General features: G+C 42.9%; 25 protein-coding genes. 17 read left to right on the top strand and 8 right to left on the bottom strand.

Going from position 1 to position 17,207, the window contains the following annotated elements:
* Nucleotides 1-11: 11 nt before the first annotated feature.
* Nucleotides 12-248 carry a DUF3953 domain-containing protein gene (locus tag KP77_RS05095; protein ID WP_041121615.1) on the bottom strand — a complete coding sequence of 79 codons (237 nt, stop codon included), beginning with the start codon at nt 246-248 and terminating at the stop codon, nt 12-14.
* A gap of 118 nt (nt 249-366) precedes the next feature.
* Here KP77_RS05095 and KP77_RS05090 point away from each other — a divergent pair, with 118 nt between their 5' ends.
* The 7 genes from KP77_RS05090 to KP77_RS05060 all read left to right on the top strand — a co-directional run bounded on the left by KP77_RS05090 (nt 367) and on the right by KP77_RS05060 (nt 4,879).
* Nucleotides 367-726 carry a cupin domain-containing protein gene (locus KP77_RS05090; protein ID WP_052473975.1) on the top strand — a complete coding sequence of 120 codons (360 nt, stop codon included), beginning with the start codon at nt 367-369 and terminating at the stop codon, nt 724-726.
* 120 nt (nt 727-846) lie between these two features.
* Nucleotides 847-1,173 (top strand): hypothetical protein, encoded by a 327-nt coding sequence (locus tag KP77_RS05085; protein ID WP_041121614.1) that lies wholly within the window; start codon nt 847-849, stop codon nt 1,171-1,173.
* A gap of 159 nt (nt 1,174-1,332) precedes the next feature.
* Nucleotides 1,333-1,812: a DUF2975 domain-containing protein gene (locus KP77_RS05080; protein ID WP_041121613.1), complete on the top strand. Its 480-nt coding sequence runs from the start codon at nt 1,333-1,335 to the stop codon at nt 1,810-1,812.
* 11 nt (nt 1,813-1,823) lie between these two features.
* Nucleotides 1,824-2,039 (top strand): helix-turn-helix domain-containing protein, encoded by a 216-nt coding sequence (locus KP77_RS05075; protein WP_041121612.1) that lies wholly within the window; start codon nt 1,824-1,826, stop codon nt 2,037-2,039.
* A gap of 120 nt (nt 2,040-2,159) precedes the next feature.
* Nucleotides 2,160-3,416 carry an MFS transporter gene (locus KP77_RS05070; protein ID WP_041121611.1) on the top strand — a complete coding sequence of 419 codons (1,257 nt, stop codon included), beginning with the start codon at nt 2,160-2,162 and terminating at the stop codon, nt 3,414-3,416.
* Nucleotides 3,417-4,163, top strand: a complete 747-nt coding sequence (locus KP77_RS05065; protein WP_041121610.1) for a hypothetical protein — start codon at nt 3,417-3,419, stop codon at nt 4,161-4,163.
* Nucleotides 4,160-4,879, top strand: coding sequence for a hypothetical protein (locus KP77_RS05060; RefSeq protein WP_041121609.1), 720 nt, complete (start codon nt 4,160-4,162; stop codon nt 4,877-4,879). Before KP77_RS05065 ends, KP77_RS05060 begins: the two co-directional genes overlap by 4 nt.
* A gap of 33 nt (nt 4,880-4,912) precedes the next feature.
* Here KP77_RS05060 and KP77_RS05055 read toward each other — a convergent pair whose 3' ends face one another.
* On the bottom strand, nt 4,913-5,329 hold the full coding sequence (locus KP77_RS05055) for a DUF4279 domain-containing protein (RefSeq protein ID WP_041121608.1): 417 nt from the start codon (nt 5,327-5,329) through the stop codon (nt 4,913-4,915).
* Nucleotides 5,330-5,488: 159 nt separating this feature from the next.
* Here KP77_RS05055 and KP77_RS18615 point away from each other — a divergent pair, with 159 nt between their 5' ends.
* The 4 genes from KP77_RS18615 (at nt 5,489) to KP77_RS05040 (ending at nt 8,674) form a co-directional block, all read left to right on the top strand.
* Nucleotides 5,489-5,623, top strand: coding sequence for an RAxF-45 family protein (locus KP77_RS18615; protein ID WP_407637912.1), 135 nt, complete (start codon nt 5,489-5,491; stop codon nt 5,621-5,623).
* A 106-nt stretch (nt 5,624-5,729) separates the two neighbouring features.
* Nucleotides 5,730-7,583 (top strand): ribosomal protection-like ABC-F family protein, encoded by a 1,854-nt coding sequence (abc-f, locus tag KP77_RS05050; RefSeq protein WP_041121607.1) that lies wholly within the window; start codon nt 5,730-5,732, stop codon nt 7,581-7,583.
* Between the two features lie 77 nt (nt 7,584-7,660).
* The gene (locus tag KP77_RS05045) at nt 7,661-8,014 is read left to right on the top strand and encodes a nuclear transport factor 2 family protein (RefSeq protein WP_041121606.1); all 354 of its coding nucleotides are present in this window, start codon (nt 7,661-7,663) and stop codon (nt 8,012-8,014) included.
* Between the two features lie 108 nt (nt 8,015-8,122).
* Nucleotides 8,123-8,674 carry a nucleoside/nucleotide kinase family protein gene (locus KP77_RS05040; RefSeq protein ID WP_041121605.1) on the top strand — a complete coding sequence of 184 codons (552 nt, stop codon included), beginning with the start codon at nt 8,123-8,125 and terminating at the stop codon, nt 8,672-8,674.
* Between the two features lie 150 nt (nt 8,675-8,824).
* On the opposite strand, the gene KP77_RS05035 is transcribed toward KP77_RS05040, so the two are convergent.
* Nucleotides 8,825-9,046, bottom strand: a complete 222-nt coding sequence (locus KP77_RS05035) for a helix-turn-helix domain-containing protein (protein ID WP_152614671.1) — start codon at nt 9,044-9,046, stop codon at nt 8,825-8,827.
* A 159-nt stretch (nt 9,047-9,205) separates the two neighbouring features.
* Here KP77_RS05035 and KP77_RS05030 point away from each other — a divergent pair, with 159 nt between their 5' ends.
* On the top strand, nt 9,206-9,724 hold the full coding sequence (locus KP77_RS05030) for a sigma-70 family RNA polymerase sigma factor (RefSeq protein WP_152614670.1): 519 nt from the start codon (nt 9,206-9,208) through the stop codon (nt 9,722-9,724).
* Nucleotides 9,714-10,793 carry a hypothetical protein gene (locus KP77_RS05025; protein ID WP_041121603.1) on the top strand — a complete coding sequence of 360 codons (1,080 nt, stop codon included), beginning with the start codon at nt 9,714-9,716 and terminating at the stop codon, nt 10,791-10,793. Before KP77_RS05030 ends, KP77_RS05025 begins: the two co-directional genes overlap by 11 nt.
* A gap of 110 nt (nt 10,794-10,903) precedes the next feature.
* On the opposite strand, the gene KP77_RS05020 is transcribed toward KP77_RS05025, so the two are convergent.
* Together KP77_RS05020 and KP77_RS05015 are read right to left on the bottom strand one after the other, a co-directional pair.
* Complete coding sequence (locus tag KP77_RS05020; protein ID WP_041121602.1) at nt 10,904-11,179, bottom strand: hypothetical protein; 276 nt, start codon at nt 11,177-11,179, stop codon at nt 10,904-10,906.
* Nucleotides 11,176-11,562, bottom strand: coding sequence for a DUF5412 domain-containing protein (locus tag KP77_RS05015; protein WP_041121601.1), 387 nt, complete (start codon nt 11,560-11,562; stop codon nt 11,176-11,178). The genes KP77_RS05020 and KP77_RS05015 overlap by 4 nt, the downstream gene beginning before the upstream one ends.
* A gap of 196 nt (nt 11,563-11,758) precedes the next feature.
* Between KP77_RS05015 and KP77_RS05010 the strand changes: the two genes are divergently transcribed.
* On the top strand, nt 11,759-12,097 hold the full coding sequence (locus tag KP77_RS05010; RefSeq protein WP_152614669.1) for a hypothetical protein: 339 nt from the start codon (nt 11,759-11,761) through the stop codon (nt 12,095-12,097).
* An 88-nt stretch (nt 12,098-12,185) separates the two neighbouring features.
* Entirely contained in the window at nt 12,186-12,416 is a 231-nt protein-coding gene (locus KP77_RS05005) for a hypothetical protein (RefSeq protein WP_041121599.1), read from the top strand.
* 38 nt (nt 12,417-12,454) lie between these two features.
* On the opposite strand, the gene KP77_RS05000 is transcribed toward KP77_RS05005, so the two are convergent.
* A complete protein-coding gene (locus KP77_RS05000) occupies nt 12,455-13,540 on the bottom strand; it encodes an NAD(P)H-dependent flavin oxidoreductase (RefSeq protein WP_041121598.1) in 1,086 nt (361 codons plus the stop codon).
* Nucleotides 13,541-13,872: 332 nt separating this feature from the next.
* On the opposite strand from KP77_RS05000, the gene KP77_RS04995 reads away from it, so the two are divergent.
* Together KP77_RS04995 and KP77_RS04990 are read left to right on the top strand one after the other, a co-directional pair.
* Nucleotides 13,873-14,379 (top strand): TVP38/TMEM64 family protein, encoded by a 507-nt coding sequence (locus KP77_RS04995; RefSeq protein ID WP_235420671.1) that lies wholly within the window; start codon nt 13,873-13,875, stop codon nt 14,377-14,379.
* A gap of 87 nt (nt 14,380-14,466) precedes the next feature.
* On the top strand, nt 14,467-14,721 hold the full coding sequence (locus KP77_RS04990) for a hypothetical protein (RefSeq protein ID WP_152614668.1): 255 nt from the start codon (nt 14,467-14,469) through the stop codon (nt 14,719-14,721).
* A gap of 189 nt (nt 14,722-14,910) precedes the next feature.
* On the opposite strand, the gene KP77_RS04985 is transcribed toward KP77_RS04990, so the two are convergent.
* Nucleotides 14,911-15,600 (bottom strand): phosphatase PAP2 family protein, encoded by a 690-nt coding sequence (locus tag KP77_RS04985; RefSeq protein ID WP_041121595.1) that lies wholly within the window; start codon nt 15,598-15,600, stop codon nt 14,911-14,913.
* A 72-nt stretch (nt 15,601-15,672) separates the two neighbouring features.
* A complete protein-coding gene (locus KP77_RS04980; RefSeq protein WP_041121594.1) occupies nt 15,673-17,163 on the bottom strand; it encodes a phytoene desaturase family protein in 1,491 nt (496 codons plus the stop codon).
* Between the last annotated feature and the right edge of the window lie 44 nt (nt 17,164-17,207).

Below are 17,207 nucleotides of genomic sequence, written 5' to 3'. Positions count from 1 at the left end.
TGCTTTTTATTTTATAGTCTGAGTATTTCCTGAAATGCAGATATACTGATCAGAATAGAAGCGCCAAAGCTTATATAACCAATCCATTTCTTATCTTTTTGAATTTCTTCAATTCCCATCAACAGAATCATCATGGCAAGAGACAGCATCATCCAGCCCAGAAATATATTGCTGTCTGTGATAAAACCGTGCATGGCAAATGCAAAAGTCAGCAATGCCGAGCCGATACTCAGGATTTTTAGCGTCATGTATTCAACCCCGTTCACTCTTTTTTATCTGTATTAATTATACCACATAAAAAATTCCATTTTCAGTCCTGTCTTTCTGACTGATAACTTCTATACTTGTTAAACAGGGGTGAGAAGTATGAGAATTTTTAAAGTACAAAAAGAAGAAGCGAAACATGTCACTCATTTTGGTTCCAAGTTTTTGCTCAATCCGGTTATATCATCTGATGGAGAAATCAAAACCTCATTGATAACGTTAGAAGCACACGGCATAATTGGGTTTCACCAGACTGCTGTACCACAGCTGATGATGGTGTTAAGTGGTGAAGGAAAAGTCTGCGGGGAAAATAGAGTGTATAAGCCAGTGCAAAAAGGTCATGTAGTCTACTGGGGAAAAGGAGAGTGGCATGAAACTCTTTCAGAAACAGGTATGACTGCGTTAGTTGTTGAAGGACCAGCATTAAAAGAAAATGATATTCACACAAATTTCAGCAACTGACCACTTTTTGAAAAGGATATACATGTATTAAAAAATAAGCTCTTTATTACTTTGAAACCTTTTCTTCTCACATCAGTCTAACTGCTAAAAACTCAATGGTTTAGCTGAAGGAGGATATATATGTACTGGGAGACCTTGCCTATATGGTTTTGGGGGATATACTATAGTTTTTTAACAATCATTTTCATCACAGCGGTAGTCAGATTAGCAAGAAAGAAGAAATTTATAATAGAAATATTGGTTCTATTCTTTGTGTTTGCTATCCCAATCGTCGGCTTTCTATTCAGTTTTGACTCCAACAGGCCGATTGAGCAGAATGAATTTGAATTCTTTCTGGCACAATTGCAGACAGGAGCTGCCTGGACGATTTTTTCAGTTGCAGGGTATTGTATGCTGCTGGGCTGGTGGATAAAGGTATTAACTGAAAAGCGCAGAAGTATGGTTTGAGCAATTATTGTATTTAAGCGTTCTGATGAGCCTATTCTTAAGGAAAGGTTCATCAGAACTATTTTTATTTAATAAACAGTAAAAATTTATTGTTTTTCAATATATAACATGCTAGAATTTCATTAACAATCGAGTATTGAAATGTGAGAGGTGTCTGATATGAGTAAAAGTTCAACGATGTTTTTGAAATTTGTTTTAGTCGTGCTTGCTCTGGCTGCACTTGCAGTTTGTGTGTTTTTACTGCCGGCACTTTGGAGAGGCGTGGCAGGGGATGAGATGTTTGCTGACTGGGTACGTGGTATTATTATAGGGATGTATGTATCAGGGATTCCTTTTTACTTCGCACTGTATCAGTCATTCAAGCTGTTGAATCTGATTGACCGGAACAATGCTTTTTCAGATAAAGCTGTTGTCGCATTACGAATGATTAAGTTCGCTGCGCTTGCAGTCAGCGGGATCTATACAGCAACGATGCCTTTCTTCTTTATGATTGGGGAATATGATGATGCGCCAGGTGTGATTGTTATTGGAATGGCGATCATTTTTGCATCTTTCGTAGTTGCTGTATTCGCATACGTTCTTCAAAAATTATTAAAAAATGCAATCGATATTAAAATCGAAAATGATTTAACGGTCTGAGGTGAATATAGATGGCGATCGTGATTCATATTGATGTCATGCTGGCAAAGCGGAAGATGAGTGTGACAGAGCTGACTGAAAAAGTCGGCATTACCATGGCAAACCTTTCTATTTTGAAAAATGGAAAAGCAAAAGCGATCCGCTTTTCGACACTGGAAGCGATTTGTAAAGCGCTGGACTGCCAGCCTGGAGATATCATTGAGTATGTACCGGATGAAAACACCTGATGGAAAAGCTGAGACTGCAATGGCAGTGTCAGCTTTTTTGATTGGTTTGATAAAAAAAAGAAGTTGATTCATACTGTTAATCATTAGGTGATTGAAAGCATACATGTTAAGGAGAAGCGTATGAAAGCAATGTTAATTAATAGACATTTTGCAAAAATGTGGTATTCAAATGCCGCTTTCATTCTGGGCGACAGATTCAGGGAGATTGTGATTCCGTTAATCGTATTGGGACTTTCAGGTTCCCCGCTCATTACAGCGCTTGTTGTGATGTCTCAGCAGCTCGGTGCACTATTATTTGCTGTGCCGGTTGGCGTCTGGGTAGAAAAAAGAAATAAATCTTTGATTGCGGCTGCTGCAAACTTTTTATATGCGATTGGTCTATTGCTTCTCGCTTTTTTCATCCTTTTTGAAAGCAGTGTATTGATCGCTTTCACTTTATTTGTGATGGGACTGCTTGCACTGATCAGCCGGACGGCATTTAACACGATGATTCCGGCTGTTGCCGGACGTAAAAACCTGATGCCTGCCCATACGAGTCTTGAGGCTGCAGATGCAGTGACAACGTTAGCGGGACCGGCAATCGGAGGGCTGCTATATACATACACAGGGTCGTTTGCCACGCTGGTTATTTGTGCCTGCCTGTCATTTGCTTCGTCACTTTTTCTGTTCAGACTGAAGGGTGAGCTACCCATTGAAACAGCAGCAGAACCACCGGAGTTAAAAAATCCCTTACATAAAAACAGGTTCTTCAAAGAAGCATCTGTAGGCTTTTCTTATCTTTTTTCAAGCGTGCCGCAGCGCATTCATGCAATCATAATTTCTGTATTAAGCTTTTCAACAGTCTATATCATGCTGCTTGTAGTAATACATGGCGAGACCGTGATGAAGTTATCTGCAGCTCACATTGGCTTGTTATTATCAGCTGCAGGAGTCGGAAATGTAATTGGCGTATTGATATTAAAATACTTCGAGCAGACAAATTGGATTCTGCTGTTAAGTGTTCTGTTAGGACTATCAGGAATTGGTGTCATAGTCGTATTTCTTTCAAGTTCATTCTGGGCGGCGTTTATGGGTGTGCTGATATTTGATGGTGCCTTATCCATGGCGTTTGTCATACAGGGAGCGGCTCATCAGGGCATTACGCCGGATGAAGTACTGACGAGGATTCGCAGTGCCACTTATGTGATTGGCGGATTGTCTGGTCTTGCAGGAACATTTTTAGCAGGATTTATCCCTGAATTGTCAAGTACCGCAGTGGCATTGGGGATGGGTTCAGCAGTCCTTTTACTGCCTGCAATCTATATGAGTTTCTTTAAAAAACAGGGAACTGCTGTAGAGAACCTGGAGCCCATCAATATCGGCGGAGGAGAAAAATAAATGAATGTGAACTTGAATATCGATTGGAATATAATCAGTATCATCAGTACCATAATCGCCTGGGTTGTGCTGGTGGTTTTGGTGATCAGAACGTATCGGAAGCAGGACGAAGAAGAGAGGCCGAAGCTGTTAAAAATTTTGCTGGTTGTACTGATTGGCTTATTTTCTTTCTCAATCAATATACCGGTTTTTGGTGAGCTTGTATCATTTGCAGTGCTGCCGCTTGGTGTATGGCTGCTCATTGCTTTTACAAATAAAAACGACCGCTGGCATGTCTACCGTAAGTATGCGTGGATCGGCTTTTTTGCTAATTACCTGTTTTTAGCTGCCACACTTACAGGGCTGCTCATATCTTCTGTGATCTATCCTGAAGATGAGATTGACACTTACCTTCATGATGTGACGGAAGCATCCTTTATAAAGGTTCATCCTTCTGCACCAGAGGCTGAGTTCAATCTTGCACAGTTTGAAAAAGATATCAGCTCCTTTGAAAGTTCATATGCAGATGTGATTGGGTGGTATGACAGTGTGACGGAACAGGAACAAGTCTTAGAGCCTGATCAAACAAGTCAAATTGAAGAGAGGTTTCCTTTTCTCATTACAGGTATTGAATCAAAAGAAGGGAATAGCATTCATGTCTTTGTGGAGTCTGACGGGAAAGGAATATTAATCACTACTAGCGAGCAGCAGTTTTATTTCCGGTCAGATACAGCTTCTTTTCTTGAGAAAAGAGTGAATGAAGAATGAGTGGTAAACAAAAAGGATTAATCGTCTTTGTGCTCATCATTATACTGGCAGCAATTGTTTTTGTGAATCAGCGAATGTCAGCGCCCGATGGTTTTCTCTCGGAGGAAGAGGTCCTTTCAGCGTTATCTTTAACCGGACCGGAAAAAGAGATTCAGGATATCCTCCAGATTGATGAACAAACCTACTTTGTTCCATTCATTGCAAATGAAAATACTTATGGCTCAAGTGTTTTCAAATGGATCGGTGGTGAATGGGAAAAATCAGGTGAGGCTGAATCAACTGGACCACTGCTGGTAAAGGGGGATGCGAGACCTTATATAGTCTGGCATGTGGATCCGGAAGACGATGTAACGGAGTGGGCGCTCTATTTCATTCGAACGCGTAATTACTCTGTATCTCATTTAGATAATGGCAATGAACAATCATTTTATAGCCCACATATCCAGCTAAGTGAATTAATTGAAACAGGTGAAAATAATTATGGTTATGCACCGGTTCCGGTAGTAATGCAGAAGCTTTCAGACGTTATGCAAAACACTCCGGAAGCATCTGAATATATGTCTCTGATCATGAAATTACCGCTGCAATGGCAGGCATTAAATGGACAGGGAGAAGTAACAGATCTTGAAAAAACAAGAGGAAACGGTGGGGGCGGCAGTTATAATGGAGAATATGTTTTTATATTGCCTGGTCTGTACGAAGAAGAGCTTGAATAGAAAAAGGCACTGCTTAAGCGGCAGTGCCTTTTCTTACGTTTGATGTGCACAGGGATATAAATCGATATCAATTTCAGCATGAACGTCCGCTGCGAACTGCACAACATCAGCAGGGAAGAGGAGCGCAGGTGCCTGGCCGTTAAACATTTCGCTGACGACCACAATGCGGCAGGTGGCATCATACGCTGTGCGTAATTGATTGATCAGGGCAGTTTTTTCACGCAGCGGGTCAATGACTTTTTTGTAACTTTCGTCCATGAATAGATCCTCCTGATAACCGCTGCTGATGCTCCAGGAACCGCGCTTTCTGTAGTGATAAAAACTATCTTCAATCAAATCCCCTTTATGGTAACTTTCTGAAGGCGTCATACCCAGCTGTTTTGTGACAGCTTCCGTGTCCAGGTCTGGTGCAGTGATTTCAAAGTAAATCATTGTTTTTGTTTTATCCAATTTAATCCTCCTAGATATGCCTTAATAGTTACTTCACGGTGTTAACCTTATATTCCTTTTTATGATGGAAATTTTTATAATCTAATAAAAATCTCTATTCAAATCAGCTTTGAATTGTGCTACAATTACGACAACTAATCTGATCGGAGGTGAAAGGGAATGAATCAATCTGCTGGAATGGTATGTGAAAAGCGAATCAGCTGTCTGTATTTTTCACGTGCGCTAATTTTTGATTTTGCCAAATACGGGAGAAGTCTGTCCATTTTTAGTAAAAATCAAAAATACACCAGCTGATGAACCATTCTTTTTCGCTAAGCGCGGAAAGACTGTCTGTTGATCAGGCAGTCTTTTTTGTGTCTAAAAAGATGTTCCCACAGCTGATAACCTGGAGGAACGGAATATGTTATTAAAAGCAGAGAATATCGCCAAAATGATGGGCGGTAATACGATATTTGAACATATGACAATTGAAGTGAAGGATTCGGAAATCATCGGGCTTGTCGGACCGAATGGGTGCGGAAAAACAACGCTGCTCAAGCTGTTGACTGAAAAAGAACTAGTGGATACAGGAAGAATCATTAAGAAAAAGGGTCTTACACTCGGGTATCTTCACCAGATCCCATCCTTTCCTGAAGGCTGGACAGGAAACGATGTTCTGCTGACGGCTTTTGAAGAAGTGATGGCGGTTGAAATGAAAATGAAGGTAATGGAAAAGGAGATGGCGGCTGCTTCACCGGAGACACTCGACCGCTTACTGAGTCAGTATGGTGATTTGCAGGAGCAGTTTGCACTGCTTGAAGGCTATGAGCGTGATGCGAAAGTTCAGGCTGTCATTAATGGGCTTCAGCTCACCAGGCTTGTCGCGATGCCATTTAAAAACCTGAGCGGTGGTGAGCAGACAAAGATCATGCTTGGAACCATCCTGCTGACAAATCCTGATCTCCTTGTGCTTGATGAACCGACGAATCACTTGGATATGGACGCGATTGAGTGGCTTGAAACGTTTATCAAATCACATAAAGGCGCTGTTCTTATGGTGTCGCACGACCGTCATTTTCTTAATCAGACAGCGACCCGCATTGTGGAAATTGAGGACGGCGAGCCTTACAGCTATAAAGGGAATTACGATGCGTTTGTTAAAGCAAAAGAAGAGCGGATTATGCAGGAATTTCACCAGTATGAAGAGCAGCAGAAGAAGATTAAAAAGATGAAGGAAGCGATCCGCAGGCTGAGACAATGGGCGAATGAAGCGAACCCGCCTAATGAAAAGCTTTTTAAGAAAGCGAAAAGCATGGAAAAGGCGCTTGAGCGGATGGAGCGTGTGAAAAAGCCTGTGACTGTTAAAAAGATGTCACTGACGCTGGACGCAGCCGACCGGAGCGGGAAAGATGCAGTCACTTATGAAGCGGTTGGAAAGCGGTATGATCAATGGCTTTTCAGGGATGTGAATCTGTCAGTCAGATGGCAGGATCATATAGGGATTGTAGGCGGAAACGGTGCCGGGAAATCCACGTTAATTAAAATGATCACAGGAGATATACAGCCTGACGAAGGTGTCTGCCGCATTGGCAGTAATGTGAAAGTCGGTTATTTGTCTCAGTTATTTTCATACAGCGACCCTGGTATGCGCGTTATTGATGTATTCAGGGAGCATGTCTCAATGACTGAAGGAGATGCCCGTCATGTGCTGGCAAGATTTTTATTCTATGGATACGACGTCTTTAAAAAAGTGGAGAACTTAAGCGGTGGAGAGCGGATGCGCCTGCGTCTGGCGCAGCTTATGCATGATGAGATTAATCTGCTGGTGCTAGATGAGCCGACAAACCATCTGGATATCGAATCGCGCGAAGTACTTGAAGAAACACTGCAGCAGTTTGAAGGTACGATCATTGCTGTATCTCATGACCGCTACTTCCTGAACGCAATCTTTGACCGGACGGCCTGGATTGAAAATGGGAAGCTCACGGTATATGAAGGTGCTTATGACTGGGCAAGAGGAAAGCGGCCGCAGCCTGTTGTGGAAAAGAAAAAAGAAAAGCCTATTTCAGCAGCAAAACCTGTTGTAAGAGAACAGCAAACACCTGATACCGAAGCGCAGATTGCAGTGCTTGAAAAACAAATTGAAGCTATGGATCTTGAAATCGAGTCAGTTGGTGAGGCCTGGGAGGCTTATGAAAGGCTTAATAACGAAAGGCTAAATCTGCAAACTGAGCTTGATCAGCTGTATGAGGAATGGTTGATGCAGGAATCGTAACAATAGATAGCATATGAGCGCACTGTCATTTACAATTAATTGAAATGGCGGTGCGTTTTATGATTGGAGGAAGAGAAATGGATCATTTGAAAGAAACCATATTGTTTCATGAAAAAGAGCTGCTGGACAATACAAAGCGGTTATCACTTGAGGATCTTGATCGTCTTATTCATGACGAGTTCATTGAATTTGGTAAATCAGGCGGCAGGTTCATGAAAGCAGATCTGATGACTGAAGGCGGGGCAGGAACGATTCATGTGGAGATCCTTGATTACGATATCCGGTTGCTGTCAGAAGACACTGTTCAAGCTCTCTTTCAGACCTGTTATCAAGTGACTGGAGAGGTTGCTAACCGCTGTTCGATCTGGAAGAAAGAGAAGGCAGGCTGGCAGATGATTTTTCATCAGGGGACAGTGGCTGCTTCGAGTTGAACCGGGGTGAAATATGGTGGTGAGCGCGGTCTGAAGGAGTGACTTCAAAATTGAAGAAATGATCGCCGCAGCCCACAAACAAGACGAATCGATAAAGGAGAATCAATCATGACAATCGTTATCTCAATTGCAGCAGTATCCGGAGGAGGGAAAACCACCCTCACAAATGGTCTGTTGCAATCTTTATCGGACTCAGCTGCCTTATATTTTGACGAAATAGATTTCCAAAAAGCGCCTGATAATTTGACGGCGTGGGTTGATGCTGGAGGAGATCTGAACGAGTGGGGCATGGAACCGCTGATTGAAAAAATAGAAAAAGAATTGAATCAGGCAGGTGCTCCGGCATATCTCATCCTTGATTACCCTTTCAGTTACCTGCAGGAAGAAGTAGCGCAAACCATCCATCATTCATTCTATCTTGATACACCGCTTGATATTGCAATGGCAAGGAGAGTATTGAGAGATCAGGAGTATCGTGATATTGGGAGTGTGATGAAGGAATTGCAGCATTACCTGAGAGACAGTCGCCGCGCATATCTGCATATGGAGCAGACTGTAAAGCTGAATGCTGATTATGTACTTGATGGAACTAAAAATCCTGATGATCTTGTTGCTGAAGTCATGACCTGCCTCAAAAATAAAAGCCAGTCTCAATCATGAGACCGGCCTATCAAATAGGGGATAAAATCAGTTTGTCCGATATCCAGCATTTTATACATAGCAATTTATTTCGCTTTTCATTATGTCGTACAATTTTTTGGAGTCTGATTTTAGAAAGCGAAAAACGAGTTATCCAATTTGATAGCTCGTTTAACTATTCATTACTCTAATTAAATCATACTGATAATACCGTCTGTTTCGCTGTCTGTCATCTCCAAAAATCATATTTAAATCGGTGAGCTGACGAATGGCTTTTCTGACTATTGAAGGTGGGAGGCCTATGATCTTTTTCAGCTGTTCTGCATTGGTGATCGGTTGCTCGAAGATTGCTTCCCACACTTTGACCGTTGCTGGCTGGCTGATTTTCTTCAATCCCTCCTGGTATAAAACCTCTGCCTCATCAAGTTTTTTGAATTGACTCAAATTGAGCGTGTAAAATGGCTGACAAAAACGATATATGATCATTATCAATATATTTGAAACCTCACCCACCCCAGCTTTGTCCAACCTATATAGAAAGGAGGTGCCGGCTTGAAGAATGATGAGAAAGACCGTCTGCTCCGGAACGCCATGGAGGAGCATGGTGACTATTTGAAAAGGCTGATCTATACATATGTTAAAGATGTTCAAAAGGCAGAAGATATTCTGCAGGATACATTCGTGAAGTTTTATACACGTTTTGACCAGTTTGAAAAAAGGTCATCTGTTAAGACATACCTTTACAGAATCGCAGTGAATGAATCTCAGAACTACTTGAGAAGCTGGTCTTTTCGTAAAGTCGAATTTGCTGACAGGCTGCGCACCTTTAAGCAGGGGACGTCAGCAGAAGATCAATATATTACAAACGAAGGGAACCGCACACTTGGTGAACTGGTTAAGGAGCTGCCGGTGAAATACAGGGAGGTAATCTGGCTGTATTATTATGATGAACTGACGGTGAACGAAATCTCAGAGATACTGGCGTGTTCACCAAATACGGTGAAGACAAGGCTTTCAAGAGGAAGAAAACTGGCGAAGATCTCGATTGAGGAGGGTGATTATGAGTATTAAACACGAACTTGAAAAGTCACTGCCTGAGTCACTTCATTTCACTTCAGCTGAAAAAGAAGCTGTATTTGAGCGTATTCATAAACGGAAAAAACGTCGGTTTCAGGTGCTTCCGGCTTTAGCTGGTGTTATGGTGCTGATCATGATTGCTGTGTTGATTGTTCCTGAACTGACGTCCAACCGCACAGCTCAGGATGTAACAATTGAAAAGCTGGTTGTGCCTGACACGCCATACCCTTCATTGATCAATGCCATCTATGTGGATGAAACATCAGAGCTGATTTTTTCTGAAGAAACCGGATTATATTCTTATAGTGAGTCTTCAGGGAAAGAGCAGCTGGTATCTTTGCCGGGCATACCTTATAATGTTGCAGCTACAGAAGATTGGCTTGTATGGTCTGAACCTGTAGAAGGTGGCGCAGTACTCAACGTGATGAATAGAAGCAACCAACAGGTAATTACAGTAGAGGGAAGGGGCTTTGCTAATCTGTCCATCGAAGAGGATACACTTGTCTATCTAAACGGAGGAGAAGGGGTTTACGTGATGGATCTGAATAATCAGGAATCGGAATTTCTGCATAAGAGTACAGGCGGCAGTAGAAGCGAATCCGCATTACAGGGAAATCAGGTTGTGATCCCCGAAGAAAATGATGGTGTGACGAAGCTTTTCATCTACGACATCCAGACAATGGAGCGGGTAAATGAAATCGAACTGCCATTTGAAATCGTAGAATACGTCCAATGGAGTGGCGAATTCATCTATAGTCAGGGGCGCAATGTAGATGAAATGCCTGTGTTGCTTCAGGCGAATAGTCAAACGGGGGAGGTCCAGGAGATTCAGACACCTGAATTTGATGAATTTGCTGCTTACGGGGATCGTATTGCTTTACGGGTGCCAGAAGGCGAGAGTAATACAGTGATGTTATATGAGGTTGATGAATTAAAAGTCCGGCCATTGAATACGCTGGATCATATTGAAGAGCGGCTGACGAAACCTAGATTTACTGAAGAAGGAACACTTGTATTGAATAGTGAAGGCCCTGATTTTGCCATGTATATATTGGAGCCTTGACCTGATCCGCTCCGGCTTTGCCTGGAGCGGATTTTTATGTTTATCAAGCAGGTATCATTACATGTTGATATGAACCATGCGAAAAAACTTCATGAATATCAGGAGGAATTTCACGAGCCTTCATCTAGCCCTTCCCAATCATATATATCCCCATCTGTATCCATCCAGATTCTATATTCACTTTCATCTTTTTCAATCACCAGTGAATATTCCTGAAACCACTCACCCCATCCGCCGATCAGGGCAATCGATATGATTTGTATATCTTGCTCCTGTGCTGCTACAGCTGTTTTAATGTCATGATATTTTATCTGAATGAACTCATAAACAACAACAGTCATGACAATGCCAACAAGCAGCAGACTTCGAATGTATGTTACGATCACCCATCACCCTCCTTCCGATAATCATACCTCTCACCCGGCACATCCAGTTCAATGCCGTTAATCATAACCGTGTCCTCATCTTGCCAAGTAATTTCCGCAGCGTCTTTACGGTATTGCCAGTATATATTTTTAGTCTTTCCGCTATTGTTCGTCACCAGTTCACCCCTTACCGCATATGCAGTTGTGGCTCCGCCGTTCGTGCGATAAGCCTTTACCGTATACGTGCCATCAGGAGAGGTTTCTTCCGTTATAAACTCTCCCTGAGGCAGCCGGTCCATATCGTAAAACAGCCAGTAAATAAGAAATGCGAATCCTCCCACTAGCACAAGCATACCTGTTAATAAGCCCAGCATTACTTTTTTAAATGTAGTAAGTTTTTTCATCGCGAAACCTCCGCTTATCAATTAATTTTATTTATAATTCAATAATAATTTATTGATTATCAATAAACAACCCTCTATAATGAATTTATTGGAAAAGGGGGATCTTATGATGAGGAAAATATTTTTCATATTGTGTGCTGTAGTATTTTTGTCCGCATGTTCATGCAGCAGTGGTGCGGAAACAAAAAGTAATGGAATGACACTACATTTTGAAAATCAGACTGATATTGAAGTGTATGGAATTGAACTTCATCTGGGAGATACTTCTTCCACAGTGGTGAATGCTGATGGCTCAGCGATAGCAAAGGGGGATAACCTGGTGATTGAGATTTTAAGAGAAGACTTTACGTCTGCCGGACATACATCATTTGATCTTTATCTGTTGGGTGATCAAAATGGCAAAAATCGAATGCCTGTTGATCAATCCGTGAACATAGATTTCATTCCGGGTCAGGAATGGCACTTCAAAGTGACAGGTGGAAAAGAAAGATCAGCAGCACTCCATATGGAAAGATCGATAGGAAGAACTGACTGATTTTATCATATTTCCAATCCATCCCACATATTATAGTCATGTTATGGTAAAATATTGGTAATTTAAAGTTGGGTAAAGGAGGGAAACGATGAAAAAGCTGATTGCAGGTATTGTGACAGGCATGATTATGTCGATCATTATTATTGATTATAAAGGGCTGGCCTATCAGTTCGCCGGCATTGGAGAAACCAAGCCGACAAGCCTGGCAGAACTTGATGCGTCTTACGCCCTCAACGTACTGTTGATTACAAGTGTTTGTGTCGTTCTTGTCTACCTGCTTACCTATTACATAAGAAAAAAACAGGCAGCGCCAAACTAAAAAGACGCGTTGAATGCGTCTTTTTGAACCCGCAATATTCAGCTTTGCCCCCGAAGAGGAAAGTGTCTGATTAACATATCAGCTTCTTTACTGACCCGCTCAACCATCTTCCTCACTGTTTCACTTCTCGCAAGTGTTGGACTTTGTCCGGACCACAATGACATATACTCACTATTTTCCTGTTTTGCTGCAGCCTGCCGGATCGGTTTTGTCAGGCCGTTTGTAATGGGGAAGACAGGCATGTTAGCATCACGCATTTCTTCAGTAAATGTGTTTTGCAGGCCGCGTGCCCATTTACCTGAAAATGCCCGTGTCATGATCACCTCGTCTTCATGTGAAGTGAGGATATTTTCTTTATGTAATGGATTCGCACCGCTTTCTTTGGTAGTAAGAAATGCTGTCCCCATCTGCACACTCTGCGCGCCGAGCATGAAGGCAGCAGCCATTCCCCGTCCGTCCATTATGCCTCCTGCAGCAATGACCGGAATATTGACGGCATCAGCTGTCTGCGGAACAAGTGACATCAGTCCAATCATGCTCTCTTCCTGATTATTCAGAAAATTCCCCCGATGTCCGCCGGCTTCACTTCCCTGAACAGTGACAAGATCCATTCCTGCTTTTTCTGCAGCAATGGCTTCTTTCACAGTAGTTGCCGTGCCAATCAATACCGTTCCGTTTGACTTAAGGCGGCTCACAACTTCATCAGAAGGCAGACCGAATGTAAAAGAACAGACCCGTACATTCAACGAAATGATCACATCTATTTGCTGGTCAAACGTTTGTTTTAATGTGTCATACGTTTTAATAGCCGGCATATCTGTTTCAAGCCCCAACTCCTCACTAAACGGCTGTAATCGCTCAGCCGCCTTACTGATCTCCGCTTCATTAACCGTAAAGGGGTGTGGAACAAAAAGGTTCACACCAAACTGGGTTGTTTCTGCTTGAATCTCCAGTATTTGATCATGCAGCTGCTGTGCTGTTAAATACCCTGCACCAATCATGCCTAGACACCCTGATTTTGCTGCTTCAGTTACGAGTCGTGTTGTGGTCACACCGCCAGCCATTGGCGCCTGGATAATCGGCTGCCGAATTGCAAGTAGTTCTGTACAATCATTTTGAATCATGTCATCACTCCTGCCATTTTAATTCCAGTATACAGGTATCTAAATTGTTAGCACAGGGTAGCATTAGTGTGGTCAAAAAATTTGAATAGGAAGTTTTGGTGAAAAAACATTTCACAGCACCGGAAATATGACGTGAATATGATTTAACGGTACCATTGAATCAGCATGCAGAATGAGGTGATATAAATGAAAAGTGGGGCGGCTGGATACTGATTGCGGCCATTGTTGCAGGGTTAATCGTTTTAAACCAGACTGTACTCGATTTATCTCCGGACAGAATCCGGGGCTGGATCTTATCTGTCGGTATTCTTGCACCAGCCTTATATGTCGCATTGTATACAGTCAGACCATTCATTCTGTTTCCGGCCTCTGTTTTATCTCTTGCAGGCGGACTGGCTTTCGGACCTTTATATGGCACACTTTTAACAATGACAGGCGCTACAGCCGGGGCGGTTCTCGCATTTATATTTGCTAAAAAAGCAGGAGCGAAAAGGGTAGAAGAGAAGCTTGGTAATAGGGGCGAGAAGCTTCAGCATAAGCTTGAATACAACGGCTTTTTTATTGTGCTGCTGCTTAGGCTGGTGCCGCTTTTTAACTTTGATCTGATCAGCTATGCAGCGGGTGCATCCAAGTTGCGTCTATTACCGTTCGCGCTTGCTACACTGATCGGGATTATACCGGGCACGTTTGCTTATACGTTTTTGGGATTCAGTACCGGCTCAGACAGTACGCAGACCATCATTATTGCAGTCACTATTTTCGCTGTGATTTTTATTATCCCAATGTTATTCAGGGAGAGAATCAGATCTTATTTACAGGGGAGAACCAATGAAAGTTAACTATGTGGACTTGTTGCTTCAGATATTAGCTTCGTCCTGATAAACTGATCATGTATGAATGATTTTTATGAAGTCAGGCAGGGAGTAATGATGAAAAAAACTTTAATCGCTTTAGCAATTGTTATTGTAGTAGCCATAGGAGGAATCGTGATCTATAACAGTGTGACGCAGGAACCTAACCCACAGGTTATTCTTGATCATAGTGACAATACGTTCGTTTTTCCTGAGTGCTTTGAACAGGATGAACCGTCAAACTATATTGAGCAGTCTGACCTTGAACAGGCAAGATCACTGGATTATGAGCCTGGCGGTTCGTGTACAGAAAATATAGTGGAAGAATAATGGTGCCATACTCTACGATCCGGGATTATCTCTGTAATCACCAGCTGTAAAGTTTGAACTGTCCCCAGGCTTTGCATCAGGATGGATAGACGTCATGATCATGTGTCAGACTGACTAAAAAAGAAGGCTCATTTTTGAGCCTTCTTTTGCGTTGAATAACGTGAACCGGTCCGATCCAGGCGTTTCACATTATAATTCTTTTTTCTTTTTCAGACCGGATCTCCAGAGTGTGATCTCCAGAATGGCGATACAGGTAACAAGCCACGTCAGTCCAAGGGATAATCCACCAATTACATCAGTAAAATAATGAACACCCAGTGGAAGGCGGCTAAAGGCAATCAGGAGAATCAGGATTCCAAGGGCAACATTAATGATCCATTTCCCCAGCTTATTCATCCGGCTTCTGATAATCAGATACATAATAAATCCATAAAAGACAATGGGCCCGGTGGAGTGACCGCTTGGAAAGCTGTATCCGGTACCATCATATTGCTCTAAAATATTCGGACGATCTCTTCCGAAAGCTGCCTTGAGTCCTGTAATTAAAATGGTGATCCCACCCATCGCAATAATGAAGTAGATAATTCTCCATTTTTTCCGGTTATAAAAATACCACAAAACAGCAATCATAATCAGGGAACCGAGGCTCAGTGCCCAGACGGATCCAAGTTCGGTGACCCAGGCGAAAAATGTGGTCACACCAGGTGTGGCGATACTGTCAGCAAAGTCAGCTGCCTGCTGATCGATCATGAATTTCTCGTTTTCCAGTACATCTTCTCCAAGCTCAGTAAATATGTAAAAGCCGCCGCCAATTAAAACAAGCGCTGTCATGATTAATATGTATGTCCTCGCAGGGATCGCTTTCATGGTATTCAGCATACTGCACACGTCCTTTAAGTTTTACAGTATGCTTTCCCGAGTTTGTAGGTGGAGAAACTTACAAGGGCGCACTTATTGAATTAATCTGCGCCCTGTGATGGAGTGATAGCAGTGATATCCGCTGACAGATACCCCAATTGTTCCGCCGCCTGGAAAAACGGAGTCTCCGCAAAGCCAGAAATTCTTAAGTGACGTGCGGTGGGAGAGGCTGAGAAACAGTGAGTGTGACCTGGTCTGTGCAAAGCCGCCGACAACACCCCCGGGCCGGTGAGGGAAACGCTCCCAGGCTTTTGGTGCACCAGGGTACAGATCAACAATTGCCTGATCAATGGTTGGGTAATAGTGCCGGATTGTATTCAGCATCTTATCTATGAACGCTGCTTTATTGAAGTCGTATTGTGATTTCGTTTTCCAGTTGTCCAGGTTGATGTGGGTGCTGACTGTCAGTGTTCTGAATCCCTCAGGTGCCCGCTTTCTATCATCTTGAGCTGAGATCGATAAAAATAAATGATTTCCTTCATCATGACTGTGAGTGCCGGGGTTCATCAACTGCTGAAAGAGTGGGAAATCATCCGGTAAGTGTGTCTCGTCAAGTGAAATATATAGCGTCATCGTGCCCCAGGTATCCTCATTTGACCGCTTTTTCAATCCGGGAGAAAGCAACTCATAAAGATCCTGATGCATGATCTGAGGAAGTGCCTGAATAGGAGCATTACATATCACATGATCAGCCGTCCGGATATTCCCGCGGTGATCTTCCACCTCATAACGGTCCCCAGCTTTTCTCACTTCAGTCACACGCCTGCCGAGGATCGCTTTTGCACCATTGCGTTTTGCAGCTTCAACGAGCTCTTCAGCAAAACGGTACAGACCGCCCGGCACGTAATAAGCACCTTCATGATAAATATCAAGGGCAAGTACACCCATCAGCATGGCACAATCCTTCGTTGTCGTTTGCATACTGTCGATCAGCTGGCCGTCCAGAAAATGAACGAAATCTCTGCAGTCAAGCAGGTGATGTTTTTTGAGTAATGAGTGGACAGTTTTGAAAAAGCCCGGCGTTAATGTCACGTGAGCGGGCTGTAGTGAAGTTAATAATTCATAAGCTTCTTTGCCGGTTTTAACAGGCAGGATCGGGAGCTTCTTCATTAGTAAACGGATCTTCGCTGCCTGCTGATAGACCTCCTGATAAAAAGCAGCAATATTATCTGAGTGGGAAGGGAAGGCGTGCTGCATGGCCTGAACGTGTTTCCTCCGGTCAGCATAAAAGGTCAGGGTTCTGTCAGCCTGTTTGATTTTCATGACATTCTCGAGTCTGACTGCATCTGTTTTGATACCCAGATGGCGAAATATCCTTTCATGAATCCCGCCTTTTTCAAGTCCCATGCCGAGCGTTGCGCCTGAGGCATATAGAAATTTATGACGCTGGAATTTCCCTGCACAGCCGCCCCATTCTCTTGATGCTTCAAGGATTGTGACGCTCTTTCCTGATTGGGCAAGCATAGCACCCGCAGTCAATCCGCCGATCCCGCCGCCAATAACGATAATTTCTTCACGTGCCATCTTCATTCAACTCCTCTAATGAAAAGCTTAATAACAGAGATTCG

The organism is Jeotgalibacillus alimentarius (genome assembly GCF_000829445.1).
GTDB classification, from domain to species: domain Bacteria; phylum Bacillota; class Bacilli; order Bacillales; family Jeotgalibacillaceae; genus Jeotgalibacillus; species Jeotgalibacillus alimentarius.
The sequence above is the reverse complement of the archived record's forward strand: the minus strand, read 5'-3'. Positions and strand labels throughout refer to the sequence as shown.